Source organism: Rhodococcus sp. P4_B6, from assembly GCF_056402215.1.
In genome coordinates this window covers 15,970-34,750 of the sequence record NZ_JBFUHV010000032.1, presented here as the reverse complement: position 1 = coordinate 34,750, position 18,781 = coordinate 15,970, and the positions used below count along the sequence as shown (strand labels likewise).

Annotated in this window: 19 protein-coding genes; 16 read left to right on the top strand and 3 right to left on the bottom strand. The window is 69.9% G+C overall.

Annotated elements, in window-relative coordinates; all coding sequences use genetic code 11:
* Positions 1–44 precede the first annotated feature (44 nt).
* The 11 genes from AC1DWT_RS17835 to AC1DWT_RS17785 all read left to right on the top strand — a co-directional run bounded on the left by AC1DWT_RS17835 (position 45) and on the right by AC1DWT_RS17785 (position 10,126).
* Positions 45–1,325 carry a glutamate-5-semialdehyde dehydrogenase gene (locus AC1DWT_RS17835; protein ID WP_072946626.1) on the top strand — a complete coding sequence of 427 codons (1,281 nt, stop codon included), beginning with the start codon at positions 45–47 and terminating at the stop codon, positions 1,323–1,325.
* A 64-nt stretch (positions 1,326–1,389) separates the two neighbouring features.
* Positions 1,390–2,271, top strand: a complete 882-nt coding sequence (locus AC1DWT_RS17830) for an AAA family ATPase (RefSeq protein WP_477921582.1) — start codon at positions 1,390–1,392, stop codon at positions 2,269–2,271.
* Positions 2,272–2,281: 10 nt separating this feature from the next.
* Positions 2,282–3,742 carry a vWA domain-containing protein gene (locus AC1DWT_RS17825; protein ID WP_477921581.1) on the top strand — a complete coding sequence of 487 codons (1,461 nt, stop codon included), beginning with the start codon at positions 2,282–2,284 and terminating at the stop codon, positions 3,740–3,742.
* Between the two features lie 19 nt (positions 3,743–3,761).
* Positions 3,762–4,457: a nicotinate-nucleotide adenylyltransferase gene (nadD, locus tag AC1DWT_RS17820; protein ID WP_072946580.1), complete on the top strand. Its 696-nt coding sequence runs from the start codon at positions 3,762–3,764 to the stop codon at positions 4,455–4,457.
* A 34-nt stretch (positions 4,458–4,491) separates the two neighbouring features.
* Positions 4,492–4,914: a ribosome silencing factor gene (rsfS, locus tag AC1DWT_RS17815; protein ID WP_072946581.1), complete on the top strand. Its 423-nt coding sequence runs from the start codon at positions 4,492–4,494 to the stop codon at positions 4,912–4,914.
* Complete coding sequence (locus tag AC1DWT_RS17810) at positions 4,911–5,570, top strand: histidine phosphatase family protein (protein WP_072946582.1); 660 nt, start codon at positions 4,911–4,913, stop codon at positions 5,568–5,570. The genes rsfS and AC1DWT_RS17810 overlap by 4 nt, the downstream gene beginning before the upstream one ends.
* Positions 5,557–6,354 (top strand): diglucosylglycerate octanoyltransferase, encoded by a 798-nt coding sequence (gene octT / locus AC1DWT_RS17805; protein WP_072946583.1) that lies wholly within the window; start codon positions 5,557–5,559, stop codon positions 6,352–6,354. The genes AC1DWT_RS17810 and octT overlap by 14 nt, the downstream gene beginning before the upstream one ends.
* 4 nt (positions 6,355–6,358) lie before the next feature.
* Positions 6,359–7,225 carry a DegV family protein gene (locus tag AC1DWT_RS17800; RefSeq protein WP_206012726.1) on the top strand — a complete coding sequence of 289 codons (867 nt, stop codon included), beginning with the start codon at positions 6,359–6,361 and terminating at the stop codon, positions 7,223–7,225.
* 69 nt (positions 7,226–7,294) lie between these two features.
* Positions 7,295–8,161 (top strand): ComEA family DNA-binding protein, encoded by an 867-nt coding sequence (locus tag AC1DWT_RS17795; RefSeq protein ID WP_206012725.1) that lies wholly within the window; start codon positions 7,295–7,297, stop codon positions 8,159–8,161.
* Positions 8,161–9,717 carry a ComEC/Rec2 family competence protein gene (locus AC1DWT_RS17790; RefSeq protein WP_206012724.1) on the top strand — a complete coding sequence of 519 codons (1,557 nt, stop codon included), beginning with the start codon at positions 8,161–8,163 and terminating at the stop codon, positions 9,715–9,717. Before AC1DWT_RS17795 ends, AC1DWT_RS17790 begins: the two co-directional genes overlap by 1 nt.
* 238 nt (positions 9,718–9,955) lie before the next feature.
* Positions 9,956–10,126 carry a hypothetical protein gene (locus AC1DWT_RS17785; protein ID WP_206012723.1) on the top strand — a complete coding sequence of 57 codons (171 nt, stop codon included), beginning with the start codon at positions 9,956–9,958 and terminating at the stop codon, positions 10,124–10,126.
* A gap of 6 nt (positions 10,127–10,132) precedes the next feature.
* On the opposite strand, the gene AC1DWT_RS17780 is transcribed toward AC1DWT_RS17785, so the two are convergent.
* Entirely contained in the window at positions 10,133–10,861 is a 729-nt protein-coding gene (locus AC1DWT_RS17780) for an ANTAR domain-containing protein (RefSeq protein ID WP_206015929.1), read from the bottom strand.
* A 134-nt stretch (positions 10,862–10,995) separates the two neighbouring features.
* Between AC1DWT_RS17780 and AC1DWT_RS17775 the strand changes: the two genes are divergently transcribed.
* Together AC1DWT_RS17775 and AC1DWT_RS17770 are read left to right on the top strand one after the other, a co-directional pair.
* The gene (locus AC1DWT_RS17775; protein WP_072946589.1) at positions 10,996–12,546 is read left to right on the top strand and encodes a carboxylesterase/lipase family protein; all 1,551 of its coding nucleotides are present in this window, start codon (positions 10,996–10,998) and stop codon (positions 12,544–12,546) included.
* 48 nt (positions 12,547–12,594) lie between these two features.
* Positions 12,595–13,704, top strand: a complete 1,110-nt coding sequence (locus AC1DWT_RS17770; protein ID WP_206012722.1) for a carboxylate-amine ligase — start codon at positions 12,595–12,597, stop codon at positions 13,702–13,704.
* On the opposite strand, the gene AC1DWT_RS17765 is transcribed toward AC1DWT_RS17770, so the two are convergent.
* Entirely contained in the window at positions 13,697–14,446 is a 750-nt protein-coding gene (locus tag AC1DWT_RS17765) for a hypothetical protein (protein WP_072946591.1), read from the bottom strand. The genes AC1DWT_RS17770 and AC1DWT_RS17765 overlap by 8 nt on opposite strands.
* Before the next feature lie 116 nt (positions 14,447–14,562).
* On the opposite strand from AC1DWT_RS17765, the gene holA reads away from it, so the two are divergent.
* Positions 14,563–15,540, top strand: a complete 978-nt coding sequence (holA, locus tag AC1DWT_RS17760; protein WP_095865173.1) for a DNA polymerase III subunit delta — start codon at positions 14,563–14,565, stop codon at positions 15,538–15,540.
* A 79-nt stretch (positions 15,541–15,619) separates the two neighbouring features.
* Here the strand turns inward: holA and rpsT are convergent, their stop codons facing one another.
* Positions 15,620–15,880, bottom strand: a complete 261-nt coding sequence (gene rpsT, locus AC1DWT_RS17755; RefSeq protein ID WP_012688238.1) for a 30S ribosomal protein S20 — start codon at positions 15,878–15,880, stop codon at positions 15,620–15,622.
* 305 nt (positions 15,881–16,185) lie between these two features.
* On the opposite strand from rpsT, the gene AC1DWT_RS17750 reads away from it, so the two are divergent.
* Positions 16,186–17,808: a circularly permuted type 2 ATP-grasp protein gene (locus AC1DWT_RS17750; RefSeq protein WP_206012721.1), complete on the top strand. Its 1,623-nt coding sequence runs from the start codon at positions 16,186–16,188 to the stop codon at positions 17,806–17,808.
* Positions 17,808–18,779, top strand: coding sequence for an alpha-E domain-containing protein (locus AC1DWT_RS17745; RefSeq protein WP_072946595.1), 972 nt, complete (start codon positions 17,808–17,810; stop codon positions 18,777–18,779). The genes AC1DWT_RS17750 and AC1DWT_RS17745 overlap by 1 nt, the downstream gene beginning before the upstream one ends.
* Positions 18,780–18,781 lie beyond the last annotated feature (2 nt).

The following is an 18,781-nucleotide window of genomic DNA, read 5'->3' as shown; positions in this document are numbered from 1 at the left end:
TTCCCGCTCCGCGGGGTGTCCAGCCCTGTATATAGGCTGTGTTCATGACTGCAGTGACTTCCACCTCGTCGGCCGGTGCCACGGTGGATACCCGTGAAGCCGTCCACGCAGCGGCCCGTCGCGCCCGCACCGCGTCGCGGGTCCTCGCGCTGCTCACCACCGCGCAGAAGGATGCGGCGCTCCACGCGGCGGCCGACGCCGTGCTCGCCGCGTCCACCGACATCCTCGCCGCCAACGCCGCCGACATCGAGGCGGCCAGGGCGTCGGGCACCGAGGACTCCCTGCTCGACCGGCTGCGGCTGACCGCGGAACGGATCGAGGGGATCGCGTCCGGTCTGCGTCAGGTTGCCGGGCTGCCCGACCCGGTCGGTGAGGTGGTGCGCGGCTCCACACTCCCGAACGGTCTCGAACTGCGTCAGCTGCGGGTTCCGCTCGGCGTGGTGGGCATGGTGTACGAGGCCAGGCCCAACGTCACCGTCGACGCGTTCGGGCTGGCCCTGAAGTCGGGTAATGCGGCCCTGCTGCGCGGCTCCTCGTCCGCGGCGAAGTCGAATGCAGCGCTGGTCGTGGCGCTGCGGGCGGCGCTGGCGGCGCAGCAGCTGCCGGAGGACGCCGTGCAGTTGCTGCCGAGCGAGGACCGCTCCAGCGTGACGCACCTGATCCAGGCCCGCGGGCTGGTGGACGTCGTGATTCCCCGCGGCGGGGCCGGTCTGATCAGCGCCGTGGTGCGCGACGCGACCGTCCCGACGATCGAGACGGGCGTCGGCAACTGCCACGTCTACGTTCACGCGGCGGCCGATCTGGAGATGGCGGAACGGGTCCTGCTCAATTCCAAGACGCGGCGGCCGAGTGTCTGCAACACCGCGGAGACCGTGCTGGTCGACGCCGCGATCGCCGAGACGGCGGTGCCGAAGCTCCTGCAGGCCCTGCAGATGCACAGTGTGACCGTGCACGGGGACCTGCCCGGGCTGGTGCCCGCGACGGAGTCGGACTGGTCCGAGGAGTACCTCACCCTCGACGTGGCACTCAAGGTGGTCGACGACCTGAACGCCGCGGTCGAGCACATCGACCGGTACGGCACCGGCCACACCGAGGCCATCGTGACGTCCGACCTCGCGGCCGCCCGCGAGTTCACCGCCCGGGTCGACGCGGCCGCCGTCATGGTCAACGCCTCCACCGCCTTCACCGACGGCGAGCAGTTCGGATTCGGTGCCGAGATCGGGATCTCCACGCAGAAACTGCACGCCCGCGGACCGATGGGCCTGCCCGAACTGACGTCCACCAAGTGGATCGTGTGGGGAGACGGGCACACCCGCCCGGTCTAGACCCCGCCGGCCGTCCCTTCCGTCAAGCCCCCTCTGCCCGTCACCCCTTCTGAAAGGAGCGAGCGTGGACCGCGCACTGCCCACCACGAAGCCGTTCTTCGCCAGCGTCGACGACGTCATCGCTCGGCTCGCCGAAACCGGTTACCTGTCCGACAAGGGCACCGCGACCGCGGTGTTCCTCGCCGACCGGCTCGGAAAGCCCCTGCTCATCGAGGGTCCCGCCGGAGTCGGCAAGACCGAGCTGGCCCGCGCCGTGGCCGAGACCACCGGCGCCGAACTGGTGCGGTTGCAGTGCTACGAGGGCGTCGACGAGGCCCGCGCCCTGTACGAGTGGAATCACGCGAAGCAGATCCTGCGCATCCAGGCGGGCAGCGACCACAGCTGGGACGCCACCAAGGCGGACGTCTTCTCCGAGGAGTTCCTGCTGTCGCGGCCGTTGCTGACCGCCATCCGGCGCGAGGACCCGACGGTGCTGCTGATCGACGAGACCGACAAGGCCGACGTCGAGATCGAGGGCCTGCTCCTCGAGGTGCTCAGCGATTTCGCGGTCACCGTCCCCGAACTGGGCACCATCACCGCCACGCGCAAGCCGTTCGTCGTCCTCACCTCGAACGCCACCCGCGAACTGTCGGAGGCGCTCAAACGTCGCTGCCTGTTCCTGCACCTCGACTTTCCCGACGCCGAACTCGAGCGGAGGATCCTCGCGAGCCGGGTGCCGGAACTGCCCGAGGYGGTGGCCGAGCAGCTGGTCAAGACGATCCGTGTGCTGCGCGGCATGCAGCTGAAGAAGCTGCCGTCGGTGGCCGAGACCATCGACTGGGGTCGCACCCTCCTGGCGCTCGGGCTCGACACCCTCGACGACGACGCCGTGCGCGCGACGCTGGGTGTCGTTCTCAAGCACCAATCCGACCAGCTGCGGGCCTCTGCCGAGCTGCGACTGAACTGAAGGACTCCCCATGGCTGCTGGTGGTCCCCTCGCGTCCCCGTCGAAGCCGGGCGGTCCCGCGGCGCCACACGGGCTGCCGGGGCATCTCGTCGACTTCGTCGAGGCGCTGCGGCGGCGCGGGATCACGGTCGGACCGTCCGAGACGGTCGACGCCGGACAGGTGATGTCGGTCCTCGACCTGCTGGACCGCGAATCCCTGCGGGAGGGTCTGGCGTGTGCGTTGCTGCGGCGGCCCACCCATCGGCCCACCTTCGACGCGTTGTTCGAACTCTGGTTCCCGGCGGCGGTCGGGAACCGGGCGGCCGGGGCGATCGACACGAGCCTGCCGCGCAACGCGAAGGGTGACATCGACTACGAGGCGCTGCGCGAGCTGATCGTCGACCTCCTCACCGACGGGTCGCCGGAGGCGCTCGAGCTCACCGAGTTGCTGACCGCGCAGATGGTCGAGGAACTGGGGCAGTACCAGTCGGCGAACGGCCCGTCGTTCTCCGCCTACCAGGCGCTGCGGGACGTCGCACCGGAAACCCTGCTGAAGAAGATCCTCGACGGACTGCTGGGCAATCAGCAGGACACCGGGGCCCGGACGACGGAAAGCTACGAATCCGAGGTGGCCAAGCGCACCGCCGCCCAGCGGATCGCCGACTTCCGCAAGATGATCGAGAAGGAGACGCGGCGCCGGTCGGCCGAGAACCTCGGCAAGGAACGGGTGGCGTCGTACGGCGTCCCCCGGCTGACCGAGGAAGTCGACTTCCTGCGCGCCTCGGACGCCGAGCTGACCGCGCTGAAACGCAACGTCACCCCGCTGGCACGGCTGCTCGCCAGCCGACTGGCCGTGCGGCGCAGCCGGGCGAGTGCCGGTTCGATCGACCTGCGCCGGACCCTGCGCAAGTCGATGTCCACCGGCGGCGTGCCCATCGACCTCGTCCAGCGCAAACCCCGGCGGGCGCGTCCCGAACTCGTCGTGATGTGCGACGTGTCGGGTTCGGTGGCCGGCTTCAGCCACTTCACCCTGCTGCTCGTCCACGCGCTGCGCGAACAGTTCTCCCGGGTGCGGGTGTTCGCGTTCATCGACACCACCGACGAGGTCACCCGATTCTTCGACGCGGGGGCCGACCTCGGCAGCGCCATGTCGCGGATGATCCGGGAAGCCGACCTGGTCGGCTACGACGGGCACTCCGACTACGGCAACGCGTTCGGGGTGTTCGCCGAGCGGTTCACCCAGAGCATCACGTCCCGCACGTCCCTGCTGGTACTCGGCGACGGCCGCAACAACTACCGCGACCCGAACCTGGAGGCACTGGCCGGACTCGTGTCGGTGGCGAAACACGCGCACTGGCTCAACCCGGAGCCCAGCGGTCAGTGGGGATCGGGCGACTCGGCGGCCAAGGTGTACAACGAGGTCATCAGCATGCACGAATGCCGATCCGCTCAGCAGCTGGCGTCGGTGGTCGCCGGATTGCTGCCGGTGTGAACACGTAAGCTCGACACTCGTGGAACAGGGAGCAACGGGCGCGCGTCGGCGCCGCCTGGGAGTCATGGGCGGCACCTTCGACCCCATTCATCACGGTCACCTGGTGGCCGCCAGCGAGGTGGCCGACCGATTCAGCCTCGACGAGGTCGTCTTCGTACCCACCGGCAGGCCGTGGCAGAAGCAGGGCAAGGGCGTCAGCCCGGCCGAGGACCGGTACCTGATGACGGTCATCGCCACCGCGTCGAACCCGCGGTTCTCGGTCAGCCGGGTGGACGTCGACCGCGAGAAGGTGACGTACACCGTCGACACCCTGCGGGATCTGCGCAGCTACCACCCGGACGCCGAGCTGTACTTCATTACCGGTGCGGACGCCCTGGCGAGTATCCTGTCCTGGCAGGACTGGGAGGAACTGTTCTCGCTGGCGAAGTTCGTCGGGGTGTCGCGTCCGGGATTCGATCTCAACACCGAACATCTGGCCGGGCACCTGGATGCATTGCCGGAGGACGCGGTCACGCTGATCGAGATCCCGGCTCTGGCGATCTCCTCGACGGAATGTCGGCGGCGCGCCAGTCGCCATCGTCCTGTGTGGTACCTCGTGCCGGACGGTGTGGTCCAGTACATCTCCAAGCGGAACCTGTACCGGCCACCGGACTCCGAGCGCCTCGACGGCGCGACGACGATGTCCGAACCGGCCCCGGACAAGACCAAGAGTTAGACAGCACTTTCCGAACGAACTGGGAGAACATCGCGTGAGCGCAACGACCGAAGCCATCGAGATGGCACGCATCGCGGCAGTGGCTGCCGACGAGAAGCTGGCCTCCGATGTGGTGGTGCTCGATGTTTCCGAGCAGCTGGTCATCACCGACTGCTTCGTCATCGCCTCCGCCCCCAACGAGCGTCAGGTGAACGCGATCGTCGAGAACATCGAGGATCGGCTGCGTGAGGCAGGTCACAAGCCGGTGCGGCGCGAGGGCACCCGCGAAGGCCGTTGGGCACTGCTCGATTTCGTGGACGTCGTCATCCACGTCCAGCACAACGAGGAACGCAACTTCTACGCCCTCGACCGGCTGTGGAAGGACTGCCCGGCCGTGCCGGTCGAGGGCATCGGCCAGCACGGCCCGGCGGACGCGAACGGTGCGGGCGCCCCCGAGACCGAGGAGTCCGAGCTGTGACGGATGCTCCCCGTGCCCCGCGGCGACTGATACTGCTCCGCCACGGACAGACCGAGTACAACGCCGACAACCGCATGCAGGGCCAGCTTGACACCGAACTGTCGGAGCTGGGGCGGTCGCAGGCCCGCGCCGCCGCCACCGCGCTCGTCGGTCGCAGACCGATCTCCATCGTGTCCTCCGATCTGCGGCGGGCCTACGACACCGCCGTGGAGGTCGGCGACAACGCCGGTCTGCCGGTGCAGATCGACGAACGCCTCCGTGAGACGCATCTCGGCGACTGGCAGGGGCTCACGCACCTCGACGTCGACGCGCGCGCACCCGGTGCTCGCGCCGCTTGGCGCGGCGACGCGACGTGGGCACCGCCCGGCGGTGAGAGCCGCATCGACGTCGCCCGCCGGAGCAAGCCGGTGGTCGCGGAACTCGTCGAGAAGCACGAGGACTGGGCCGACAAGCCGGTGGTCCTGGTCGCTCACGGCGGATTGATCGCCGCGCTGACCGCCGCCCTGCTGGATCTGCCCGTCGACCGCTGGCCGGTGCTGGGCGGGCTGGGGAACACCAGCTGGGTGCAGCTGAGCGCGTACGGGAACCCCGATTCGCTCAGCTGGCGCCTCGACGTGTGGAACGCTTCCGCGAGTGTGGCCAGTGACGTCCTCTGAGGTGGGTGCCGGTTCCGGGGAACGCCCCGTCCTGCTCGTGCTCGCCGATTCGCTGTCGTATTACGGACCCAAGGGCGGGCTCCCGTCCGACCACCCCGGCATCTGGCCCAATATCGTTGCCCGTCAACTCGGCTGGGATGTCGAGTTGGTGGCGCGGATCGGCTGGACCAGCCGCGACGTGTGGTGGGCGCTGACCCAGGACCCGCGGGTCTGGTCCGCGGTTCCCCGCGCCGGCGCCGTGGTGTTCGCCGTCGGCGGCATGGATTCGCTGCCGTCCCCGCTCCCGACGGCGTTGCGGGAACAGTTGCGCTACGTCCGCCCGCCCGCGCTGCGGCGCGTCGTGCGGAGCGGCTACCAGTGGCTCCAGCCCCGCCTCGCCCCGCTGGGGTGGCCGGTGGCGTTGCCGCCGCGGCTGAGTGTCGAATACCTGGAGAGCTCACGGGCGGCGCTCGAGTACATGCGCCCCGAATTGCCCGTCATCGGAACACTGCCATCCGTGCACCGCAGTGAGGCCTACGGCAAGGTCCACGCGGGACGTCCCGGTGCCGTCGCCGCCATCACCACGTGGTCGGAGGAGAAGAACGTGCCGCTCGTCGACCTCGCGGAGGCGGTGCGCGCGAACGTCTTCAGCAATCAGGGCAACCCGGACGGCATCCACTGGGGCTGGGACGGACACACCGAGGTGGCCGCGGCGATGCTGACCGCGATCCGCGCGGCGGCTGTCGTGCCGGACTCCGCCGAGGGCGCGGTTCCGGCCGACCCGGTGTCGAGCGGAGCCGAGTAGTCCGATGCCCGTCATCGTCGTCACCGATTCTTCGGCATCGATCCTGCCCGAACACGTCGAGCAGTACGGGATCCGGGTGGTCCCTCTCCACGTCCTCAGTGGCGGCCGGGACTTCCGGGAGGGAATCGACGAGGTCCCCGAGGACCTCGCCGGCGTCACCACGTCGGGCGCCTCGCCCAGCGAGCTGTCCGAGGCCTACGCCGAAGCGCTGGAACTGAGTGAGGGCGCAGGCGTTCTCGCGGTCCACATCTCGCGGCAGCTGTCCGGCACATGGGAGGCGGGCCGCCAAGCGGCGCAGGAGTTCGACGGCCGCGTGCGGATCGTCGACTCCCAGTCCGCCGGAATGGGATTGGGGTACCCGGTGCTCGAGGCGGCGCGGGCCGCGCAGGCCGGCGCGAACCTCGAGACGGCATACCGGCGGGCGGTCGACGTCGCGAGCCGTGGGCATTGCCTGATCGTCGTCGACCGGCTCGACCAGTTGCGTCGCGGCGGGCGGATCGGCACCGCCGCCGCACTGCTCGGCACCGCACTGGCGATGAAGCCGGTGCTGCATCTCGTGGACGGCCGGCTGGTGCTGAAAGAGAAGACGCGGACCTCGACCAAGGCCATGGCCAGGATGGTCGACGCCGCGGTGGAGCAGGCAGGCCTGGACAGGACGGCCGTCGCTGTGCATCACATGCACGCCCAGCGGCGCGCCGAAGCGGTGGCGCAGCAACTGAAAGACCGGATTCCGCAGGTCAGCGATCTGGTCGTCACCGATTTCAGTTCGGTTCTCGGTGCGCACGTCGGGGCGGGCGCCATCGGCATCGTGCTGTGCCCGGAACCCGCATTGCAGGACGAAAACCACGATTCATCCACAACTTCGCACTGATCCACAGGCCGATTCGAATGCCGGGTCGGCGCCGCGATCCTGAGGGCGCCGCACTCTAGCGTCGCGTCCATGGGCATCAGGGAAGAACGTTCGAGAGGGCGAACCCGGCTCGCGTTCCTGACGTCGGGGGAACGCGAAGTGCTGCCGCCCGACACTCCGGCGGCGCCGGAGTGGCTGGCCGAGCCGGGTGAGGCCGGCCTCGACGGCGACCAGACGTGGTCCGCTGCGCGCCGCCGAGTCGGCTTCTCGCTGCCCGACCGGTGGCGGGACGCACGATTCGACCCCGGGCGGTCCGGGGCGATCGCGCTGATCGTGGTGGGAATCGTCGTCGCCACGGTAACTGTGCTGGCGGTGCGCAGCGATCGGCCGGCGACGCAGGCGGTTCCGTCGCTGCCCGCCGCGGGAGTGCATTCCCTGAGTCCGGCGCCGGAACCGACGGCTCCCGCCGCCGCAACGGCGCCTGCAGCCGCACCGGAGGAGGAGATCGTCGTCAGCGTGGTGGGCCTTGTGGTGTCGGCAGGCCTCGTCCGGCTGCCACCGGGCGCCCGGGTCGCGGACGCGCTCGCCGCGGCCGGGGGAGTGCGCGCCGGCGGTGACACCCTCGGATTGAATCTGGCGCAACGGCTTTCGGACGGCGATCAGGTGCTCGTGGGCGCCGCGACCACCCAGGCGCCGCCGAGTGCGGTGGGCGGCACCTCCTCGGGATCGCCGGGAACCGCGGGTACGGCGACCCCCGCGGCCGGTGGACTGGTGAACCTCAACACCGCGACGGAGACGGAACTCGACGCCCTTCCCGGTGTCGGACCCGTCACGGCGGCGGCGATCGTTGCCTGGCGCACGACGAACGGCAGGTTCACCGACATCTCACAACTGGGGCAGGTGGACGGGATCGGGCCGGTGCGGCTGGAGAAGCTGCGCGCCCAGGTCACCCTCTGATGCCCGAGAGCGAGCCGCGGCTCCTCGACCTGCGGCTGCTCCCGTTCGCCGGGATCTGCTGGGCGGCAACGCTGATCGGCATCCTCGGCGGCTCCCGTGCGGCGTGGATGCTTCTGGCGACCCTGTCGGGGACGGCCGCCCTCCTCGCCGGTTGTGCCCTACGGTCACCGCGGCGATGGACGGCGGGAACGCTCGCGCTACTGCTCTTCGGGTCGTGCTGCGCGGCAGGGGTGGCCTGGCGGGTTCAGGCAGTGGAACGGCACCCGCTGACCGAACTCGCCCGGAACGAGACGTGGGTCACGCTCGTCGTCACCCCGGTCGACGACCCCCGGGAGATCGCCGGCTTCGGACGGCACGTCCTGGTGAACGCGAACGTCGTCGAGATCCGCCGGGCAGGCGAGACGATCCACGCGGGCGGCGCGGTGGTCCTCCTCGCCCCGGCGGACGGTTGGCTCGGGCTGCTGCCGGGACAGGACGTGGTGCTGCGCGGGCAGCTGAGCCCGCCGCGGCGCCGGGACCTGAGCCTGGCGACGGTCCGGGTGTCCGGACCACCGGCGGAGGTCGGTCCCGCGCCTGCGCACCAGCGGTGGGCCGGCGCCCTGCGAACCCGGTTCGCCGCGGCCGCCGCCGTCCTGCCCGCCGGCGAGGCGGGACTGCTGCCGGGGCTGGTGGTGGGCGACACCTCGGCACTGCCCCGGGAGGTGAAGGACGACTTCACCGCGACCGGACTGACGCACCTCACGGCGGTGTCGGGGGCGAACGTCAGCATCCTGCTGGGGGCGGTGCTGCTCGTGGTCCGCGGGGTGGGGCTCGGTCCGCGGGCCGGCGCGGCGCTGGCCGCCGCCGCACTGATCGCGTTCGTGGTGGTCGCGCGACCGTCACCCAGCGTGCTGCGCGCCGCCGCGATGGGCTCGGTCGCCCTGCTGGCGCTCGTCACGGGGCGGCGGAAACAGGCGATGCCCGCGCTGGCGGCGGGCGTGATCGCCCTGCTGGTGTGGGCGCCGGAACTGGCGGTGAACTTCGGTTTCGTTCTGTCGGCGACGGCCACCGCCGGGCTGATCGTGATCGCGCCCGTGTGGGTCGACGCGCTGGTGGGTCGCGGGTGGCCGCGGGCGGCGGCGGAGACGCTGGCGGTGTCCGCCGCCGCCTTCGCCGTGACCGCGCCGATCGTGGCCGCGATGGCAGGCACCGTGAGTCTGGTGTCGATCTGCGCGAACATCCTGGTGGCCCCCGTGATCGGCGTGATCACCGTGACCGGCGCGATCACCGCGCTGATCGCGGGCATCAGTGTGCCCGTCGCGGAAGTGGTGGTGCGCCTGACCCAGTGGCCGCTGTGGTGGCTGGTGACCGTGGCCGAGCGGGGCGCGCGGATCCCCGGGGCCTCCGTTCCGGTGCCCTCGGGGCCCGCCGGTGCGGTCCTCGTCCTCGGTGCCGTACTGGCGATCGGCGCGGCGCTGCGCAGCCGGGGAACCCGGCTGGTGCTCACGGGAATCGTGGTCGGGGTGCTGGTGCTGTGGGCGCCGATCTGGCCGCCGTGGATGGGTCGCCTCGTGTGAATGCGCCCGAATGAAAACGTGAATCCAGTTGTGCTGCAATGGTTTGTACCGCATTGCTCCTGTGGGGAGTGGGCGCGGAGGGTGGCCGGCGGCACGCTGAAATTCCGGGGGTGGGGCGATTTCTGTATCGTTTCGAATTCGATTCCCGATGTGGGTATGAGACCCCCGAACACCGACTACCATCCGGTGGCAGATGTCGAGGGCGAACGGTCTTGGAACACCCGCGTTGGAGGGCGAGATGTCGGAATCGGAGCGGACGGATCTCGACGTGGACGACGAACTCGACGCCGGACAGGTGTGGAGAGCGCAGCGGGTCGTCGCTGCTCAGTCACTCGACGCCGAAGACTGCCGCATGCTGCTGTCCATGCTCGGCATCGCGGGTAACCCAGATTCGCCGGAGTCGGACTGACCCCGGTCAGGTGATCTTCCGGTGATGGTGCGCCACGATCTCCTGCGCCACAGTCGCCAGTTTGATGTTCATGTCCTGCGAGGTCGTACGGAGAATTTCCATCGCCTGGGTCTCGGAAATGTTGTGGAACGCCATCAGCAGACCCACCGCCTTCCCGATCTCACGGTTGCTCGCGAGGCCGGCTCGCAGCGTCTCGGCCTCGAGGTGCTCGTGCACCGCCGCCAGTGCCACCGCAGCGAACGAGGCGAGCATGATGCCCTGCTCGACCGAGGTGGTGTTCAGGGCCCCCGGTGTGTCGGAGAACAGATCGAGGGCGCCGACCTTGCGTCCCAGGATGACGAGACGGAATCCGGCCGCCCCGCGCACCGGCGTTTCGGCCAGCACCCGCTGCGAGAGCCGCGGCCATTGCGACGACGTGGACAGGTCCGTTTCGAATTGGGGGGTGTCGCTGACGATGGCGTCGACGCACGGCCCCTCGTTCTCGACGCGCTCGAGCTCGTCGACGCGGGCGGCGATGTCGTCGCTGGCCGCGACCGTCACGTAGCGGGACCCCTGCCGGAGCATCAGGCTCGCGTGCTGACAGCCCTCGACGAGTAGCGGTGCGGCGTCGCAGATGGCGTGGTGGACCTGCCCGAAATCCTGGCCCGCGTAGAGGAGATCGGCGAGGGTCGCGAACGTCACCGCAGACTTGCCGACAGCCTGCGAGCGTGTCGTATCGGGCACGGTGTCTCGCATCGGTTCCTCCAGCGTGCGGGCATGTGCCCGGCTCACTGATTCAGTCTGCCAGAGTGGGCGGTCGGCGCCGCTCCGAGCCGGAGGAATTCGAGAACGGACTCCGGGGGGCGGGCGGCCCGGGCCAAGATGACGTCATGGTTTCGCACACCGAGAACCCGCTCGTGGCCGTCGACCAGGGCCTGCTGCGAGGCGTCCACGAGGGCGGCGTTCTGTCGTGGAAGGGCATTCCCTACGCTGCGCCGCCGATCGGTGAGTGGCGGCTCCGCGCGCCGCGCGCGCCCGAATCTTTCGACGGGGTGCGCGACTGCTCCCGGTTCGGTCCGATCGCGCCGCAGAACGAGCACGGGCCGCTGCCCATCGATCCCGGACTGACCATCGACGAGGACTGCCTCACCCTGAACGTCTTCGCGCCGGCGGCGGATGCCGGGCGACCACGGCCGGTGATGGTGTGGATCCACGGCGGGGCGTACTACCTCGGCTCGTCCGGGCAGCGCATGTTCGATCCGGCTCGGCTGGTCGAACGCGGCGACGTCGTGGTGGTGACGTTCAACTACCGACTCGGTGCGCTGGGGTTCCTGGACTTCTCCGCGTTCTCGACCGAGGAGCACCCGTTCGACACGAACCTCGGCCTGCGCGATCAGATCGCGGCCCTGATATGGGTCCGCGACAACATCGCGGCGTTCGGCGGCGACCCGGGCGACGTCACCCTGTTCGGGGAGTCCGCCGGTGGCGGCTCGGTCACCACGCTGATGACGTCGCCGCAGGCGGAGGGGCTGTTCCATCGCGCGATCGCCGAGAGTTCGCCGGCGACGTCCGTGTACGGCAGTGCGCGGGCCGAGAGCATCGCCGAGTCGTTCCTCGAACTGCTCGACATCGCGCCCGCCGACGCGGGCCGTCTGCGCGACCTGCCCGTCGACGTACTGACGAAGGCGTGCATCGAACTCGTCCAGCAGGTGCCCGCGCGGGTCCCCGGGACGCTGGCCGTGGCCCCGACCGTCGACGGGGACGTGGTCCCGCACTATCCGGTCGCGGCGTTCCGCAAAGGCCTCGCGCATCGGATTCCGCTGCTGATCGGGACGAACAAGGACGAGGCCTCGATGTTCCGGCTGATGAAATCGCCCCTGATGCCGATCACCCCGGACGCCGTCCACCAGATGTTCGTGGCGATCGCCGCCGACCACCCCGACCTCCCCGCCGACGAGGAACAGGAGGTGGCCGCCGCGTATCCCGACTACCCGATGAAACGCTCGGCCATGGAGATCTCGCGGGACGCCGCGTTCCGGATGCCGACGTTGTGGATCGCGGAGGCGCACAGCCGTGTCGCGCCCACCTGGCTGTACCGGTTCGACTACGCCACGCCGTTCCTGCGCGCCGCACGGATCGGCGCCACCCACGGCACCGAGGTGCCCTACGTCTTCGGCAACTTCGGCGTCGTCCCGCACGACCCCACGTTCAAGCTCGGTGGGCACCGGACCGCCGGTCACGTGTCGGAGCGGATCCAGCACCGGTGGCTGTCCTTCGCCACCGAGGGAACCCCGGACGGAACCCGAGCGGAGATCGGCTGGCCGCGGTACGACGAGGCGGACCGCACGACCCTGCTGATCGGCCGATCCGACGCGGTCGTCGACGATCCGGACCGGGAACTGCGCCGGGCGTGGGGTGAGGAAGTCATCGGGTTCACCTGACCGGCGGCGCCCGGTTTCGTCTCCGCGGAAGTCGGGGATACCTGCTGAATGAGTCCTGCAGCAACGGAATCGGATCGCGACCTCAGTGTGGGCGTGGAGGAGGAGTTCTTCCTCGCCGACAAGTCCGGTCACCTCTCCTCCTCCGGACCCGACGTGGTCGCGGAGGCCGGCCACGACATTCACGGGCTCCAGCGCGAGCTGGCCCGGTGCCAGATCGAGACGGCGACGGGCGTGTGCCATACCGGGGAGGAACTGCACGAGGAGTTGCGGAGCCTCCGACGCCGGCTGGCGAAGGCGGCCGCGGGCCGCGACCTGTTGCTGGTGCCCAGTGGTACCTCCCTGATCGCCGAGGGGCTGCCCCCGGCGATCACCCCGAGCCCGCGGTACGAGGAGATGGCCCGCCACTTCGGGTCGATCGTGGATACCGTGACCACGTGCGGCTGTCACGTGCACGTGGGGATCCCGAGCCGCGACGTGGGTGTGCTGGTGAGCAACCAGGTGCGCAGCTGGCTCCCGGTGCTGCTCGCGCTCGCCGCGAACTCGCCGTTCCACAGCGGGCACGACACCGGCTATCACAGCTGGCGGCACATCATGTGGTCGCGGTGGCCGTCGGCGGGACCGCCGCCGCACTTCGATTCCGCGGACGAGTACGAGTCTTCGGTCGGCGCCATGATCGGGACCGGTGCCGCCATGGACCGGGGAATGATCTACTGGCACGTCCGGCTCTCCGACAAACAGCCGACCATCGAGGTCCGGATCGCGGACGTCGCCATGACCGCGGCGCACGCGGCGCTCTACGCGGTGGTGGTGAAGGGCCTCGTCGGGTGGGCGCTGCGCTCGATCAGGGACGGCGTCGCCGTGCCGTGGTTGCGCGTCGAGTTGCTGCGGGCGCAGTTGTGGCGTGCGGCCCGGGACGGACTCGACGGGGAATGCACCAGCCCGGCGACCGATCTTTCCCTGCCGATCCGCCGGCACCTGGAATTGCTGAACGAGTGTGTGGCCCCGGGGCTGGGCGCGAGCGACCGGGCCTTCCTCGAATCGGGACTCGACACCGTGCTGCGGGACGGCACCGGCGCCGAGCGGCAGCGTGCCGAGTTCGGGCGCGTCGGCACCCTCGCGGCGGTGGTCGACCTGCTGACCCGCGAAGTGGTCAGCTGAGCGGTGGTGGCGGAGTCAGCTCGGTGAGACCGGCTGCGGTGGTGGAGCCGAGGTAGCCGGGGTGCAGCAGCCCGGTGGATCCGGGCCCCGCGAGCAGGGTGCCCGCGCTGGAATCCGGTCCGGTGCGCAGCGGACCGGGATCGTCGATCAGCGCCTCCACCGTCGCGGTGTCGGCGAGGCTGAGGTCGATGCGCTGCCCCTCGGGGTGATACACGGCGAGGACGACCGGTTCGGGATAGTGGGCGGCGGTGCGGCGCATCACCTGGAATGCCGGATCGGTGCCCAGTGCGAGCACGGTGACATTCGCGAACGACGCGAGCCGGTCGGCGACCGCACGGCCGGAGACGTTGCGCCACGTGCGTCCGTACAGGGCGAGCGCGTCGGACAGATGACGCCTCTCGTCCTCGCCTCGCGGGCTGCCGCCCGCCGGGTCGAGCAGCGACCGCCACTGGTGCTCGTACACGCCGCACGCGGCGTCGAAGTCGTCGTCGGCGCCGTTCGCGGTGCCCACTCCGAGTACCGGCTCGAGGGCGGATCGACCACCGGCGAACACGGCCTCGGCGTGCCCGGAGACCGAGCAGCGGGCCACCAGTTGCACCGACCACCGCAGAAGCAGCCCGTCGCGGCAGGTGTACCGGAAACTCAGTTCGTACCGTTGCCCTGCCGCGCGGTCGTCGTCGAGGTCGATCGTGTGCGCGAAGCCCTCGCGCGTGACGCCGTCCACCTCGGATTCCGCGGTCATATCACGAGTGTCCACCGCCGACGCCGTCGTTGCGTGGTGATCGCCGGTGTTCGCCGTGCTCGGCCCGGTTCCGGGGTGTCGGCGAACGTGTCCGCCCCACGTGGCACGATCTTCGCGTGAGCACTCCAACTCAGCTCGAACAGCTCCATCTGGTCCTCGGCGACGAGGAGTTCCTCGTCGACCGCGCGGTGGCGCAGGTCGTCAGCCAGGTCCGCGCGAGCGCCAACGTGGCCGCCGGCGCCGAGCTCCCCGTCAACCGGCTGCGGGCGGGCGACGCCGGGGCGGCCGAACTCGCCGAACTGCTCAGCCCGTCCCTGTTCGCCGAAGACCGCGTGGTGGTTCTCGAGGCCGCCGCAGAGGCGGGCAAGGACGCGGTGGCGCTGGTCCTCGACGCTGCGGGCGACCCGCCTCCGGGCGTCGTCCTGGTGATCCTGCACTCGGGCGGTGGGCGTGCGAAAGCGATGACCGGGGCACTGGAGAAGCTCGGGGCCGTGGTGCACCCGTGCGCGAAACTGAAGTCCGGCGAACTCATCGGGTTCATCCGCGGCGAGTTCCGCACCCTCGGGGTCCGGGTGTCGCCGGACGTGGTGCAGAGCGTGTTCGAGGGAGTCGGCTCGAATCTGCGCGAACTGGCCGCCGCGTGCTCGCAGCTCACGGCGGACACCGGCGGAAAGATCGATGTCGCCGCCGTGCAGCGGTACTACTCGGGCAAGGCCGAGGTGAGCGGATTCGACGTCGCCGACAAGGCCGTCGCCGGCGACACCGCGGGCGCGATCGAGGCGCTGCGCTGGGCGATGCTGCGGGGCGTGCCCCATGTGCTGCTCGCGGACGCACTGGCAGACGCGGTGCACTCGATCGCCCGGGTCGCTCCGGCCGGGCGGGGCGACCCGTTCCGGATGGCGTCGGAACTGGGTATGCCGCCCTGGAAGATCAAGAAGGCGCAGGCCCTCGCGAAGGGATGGACACCGACGTCGGTCGGGGAGGCGCTGCGCATCGTCGCCGCCCTGAACGCCGACGTCAAGGGCGCGGCGGCCGACGCGGACTACGCCGTCGAGAGTGCCGTGGGACGCGTCTCCCGGCTACGCCAGATCTGACGACGACAACGCAGACACGACAACAGCCGCTCGGTCCGAGGACCGAGCGGCTGTTGGAGAGCCTACGACGGAAGAACCGTCAGATCTTGTTGACAGCCTGCGCAAGAGCAGACTTCTTGTTGGCAGCCTGGTTGGCGTGAATGACGCCCTTGCTGGCTGCCTTGTCGAGCTTGCGGCTGGTGGCGACGAGGAGCTCGTTGGCCTTGTCCTTGTCACCGGCCGCCGCAGCCTCGCGGAACGAGCGGATCGCCGTGCGCAGCGAGGACTTCACCGACTGGTTACGGAGTCGGGCCGCCTCGTTGGTACGGATCCGCTTCACCTGGGACTTGATGTTGGCCACGCGTAAAATCCTGTCGTCTTAAGCTGGTTACGGTCGAGAAAGCTCTGGGYGCACACATATGCACCGACAGGCGAGATTACCAGTGATCGGTGTCCGATCTCAAACCGGCGCCGGACGCGCCGACAAATCCTGCGGCTGTGCTGCTGAACGGGGGTACATGTAGCAGCATGTCTGGGATGACGCCCCCAGCATCGAAGTCGTCAACAATAACGAAGTCGTCGGCAACCTCGAAAGCCCCCGGCCGAAAATCGGGGGGCAGCACACAGGCGGGTGCGAAGGCTGCGGGAACCCCGCCGCGGACGCGGGTGACCGCCCGGCCGCGCAAGCCCGCGGAACCCGCCCACGTCTTCGACGGGTACACCGACATCGGCCGCTACGGGCTGGCGTTCGACGAGATGTTCGACCGCGACGGCACCGTACGCCCGCCCTACAAGGGCGTGTTCAAGGCGCTCGAGCCCGCGGACCGGGCCGACCTCGCCGCCCGATCCGACGCGCTGGGCAGGGCGTTCATCGACCAGGGCGTGACGTTCTCGCTGTCCGGTCAGGAACGGCCCTTCCCCCTCGACCTGGTGCCCCGCGTCATCGCGGCAGCGGAGTGGACGCGGCTCGAGAAGGGCATCAAGCAGCGGGTGCAGGCGCTCGAGATGTTCCTCGACGACGTGTACGGGGAACAGCGCATCCTGCGCGACCACGTGCTGCCGAAACGGTTGGTCACCTCCTGCGAGCACTTCCACCGGGAGGCCTCGGGGATCGTCCCGCCGAACGGGGTGCGGATCCACGTGGCCGGAATCGACCTCGTCCGCGACGAGAACGGGGTGTTCCGCGTCCTCGAGGACAACCTGCGTTCGCCGTCGGGAGTGTCCTACGTCATGGAGAACCGCCGCACGATGGCGCGCGTGTTCCCCGACCTGTTCATGTCGCACCGCGTGCGGTCCGTCGGAGACTACGCCTCGCACCTGCTGCGGGCGCTGCGGGCGTCCGCCGCCCTCAACGAGGCCGACCCGACCGTCGTCGTCCTGACGCCGGGTGTCGCGAACTCGGCGTACTTCGAGCATTCGCTGCTCGCGCGCCAGATGGGTGTCGAACTCGTCGAGGGCCGCGATCTCTTCTGCCGCGACAACATGGTCTACATGCGCACGACCGAGGGTGAACGCCAGGTCGACGTCATCTATCGCCGCATCGACGACGACTACCTCGACCCGATGCACTTCCGGCCGGACTCGGTGCTCGGGGTGGCCGGTGTGCTGAACGCGGCCCGCGCGGGCAACGTCGTCATCTCGAGTGCCGTCGGGAACGGCGTCGGCGACGACAAACTCGTCTACGCCTACGTGCCGCAGATCATCGACTACTACCTCGGGGAGAAGCCGCTGCTCGCGAACGTCGACACGTTCCGCTGCTGGCTCGACGAGGAATGTGAGGAGGTGCTGGACCGGGTCGACGAACTGGTGATCAAACCGGTGGAGGGGTCCGGCGGCTACGGCATCGTCTTCGGCCCCGACGCGTCACCGAAGGAGCTGAACACGATCACGAGGAAGATCAAGGCGGACCCCCGCGGGTGGATCGCCCAGCCTGTCGTCCAGCTGTCCACGGTGCCGACCAAGATCGGGGACGAACTGGTTCCCCGGCACGTGGACCTGCGGCCCTTCGCGGTCAACGACGGCGACGACGTGTGGGTGCTGCCGGGCGGGCTCACCCGCGTGGCCCTGCCCGAGGGATCCCTCGTCGTGAACTCCAGCCAGGGCGGCGGCAGCAAGGACACGTGGGTGCTCGCGAGCAGGAGCTCCGACGAGGAGCGCGAACTCGCAGGTGAGGAGATCGTGGCCGAACCGGCGCAATCGGCCGAGGCCGAGCAGGGACCCGAACTCAGCACCACGCAGCTGCAGCAACAGCAACAGCAACAGCAACAGGGCCCGGGAGGTGATCGCTGATGCTGGCGAGAAACGCGGAATCGCTGTACTGGATCGGCCGGTACGTCGAGCGGGCCGACGACATGGCCCGCATTCTCGACGTCGCCGTGCACCAACTGCTCGACGACGCGTCGGTGGACCCGGACCGCACGTCCCGGTTGCTGCTGCGGGTGCTCGGCATCGAGGCACCCGACACCGAACTCGACGTCCGGTCGGTGACCGAACTGGTGGCGTTCAGCCGCAACCAGGTGGGCTCGATCATCGACTCCCTCGCGAGCGCCCGCGAGAACGCGCGCGGCGCCCGCGAGGTCACGTCCAGCGAGATGTGGGAGTGCCTCAACACCACGTACAACGGCCTCGCCGAACGGGAGCGGGCGTCCAAGCGTCTCGGCCCGCACGAGTTCTTCCGGTACGTGGAGGAACGCGCGGCGATGTTCGCGGGTCTGGCCGACTCGACGATGAGCCGCGACGACGGGTACCGCTTCCTGCTGCTCGGCCGCTCGATCGAACGCGTCGACATGCTCGCGCGGATGCTGCTGTCCCGTGCCGGTGACCGCCCGTCCTCGCCCGCGTGGGTGACGGTGCTGCGCTCCGCGGGGGCTCACGACACCTACCTGCGCACGTACCGCGGCGCGCTGGACGCCAACCGGGTGGTCGAGTTCATCCTGCTGGACCGGCTGTTCCCGCGGTCGGTGTTCCACGCCATCCGGCAGGCGGAGCTGTGCCTCGCCGAACTCGACCACCAGCCGGACAGTCGCGTCGGGCCCCGGGCCGAGGCGCAGCGCCTCCTCGGCAGGGCGCGGAGCGAACTCGAGTTCCTGCCGCCCGGCGTGCTCCTCGAGGATCTCCAGGATCGGCTCGCGGGATTGCAGGAAACCTGCCGCGAGCTGGGAGAAGCCATCGCGCTGCAATATTTTCACGCCGCGCCGTGGGTGGCGTGGACCGATGCACGGGCCGTCGGCGGCGAATCCGTCGTGGAGGGAGAGCTGTGAGC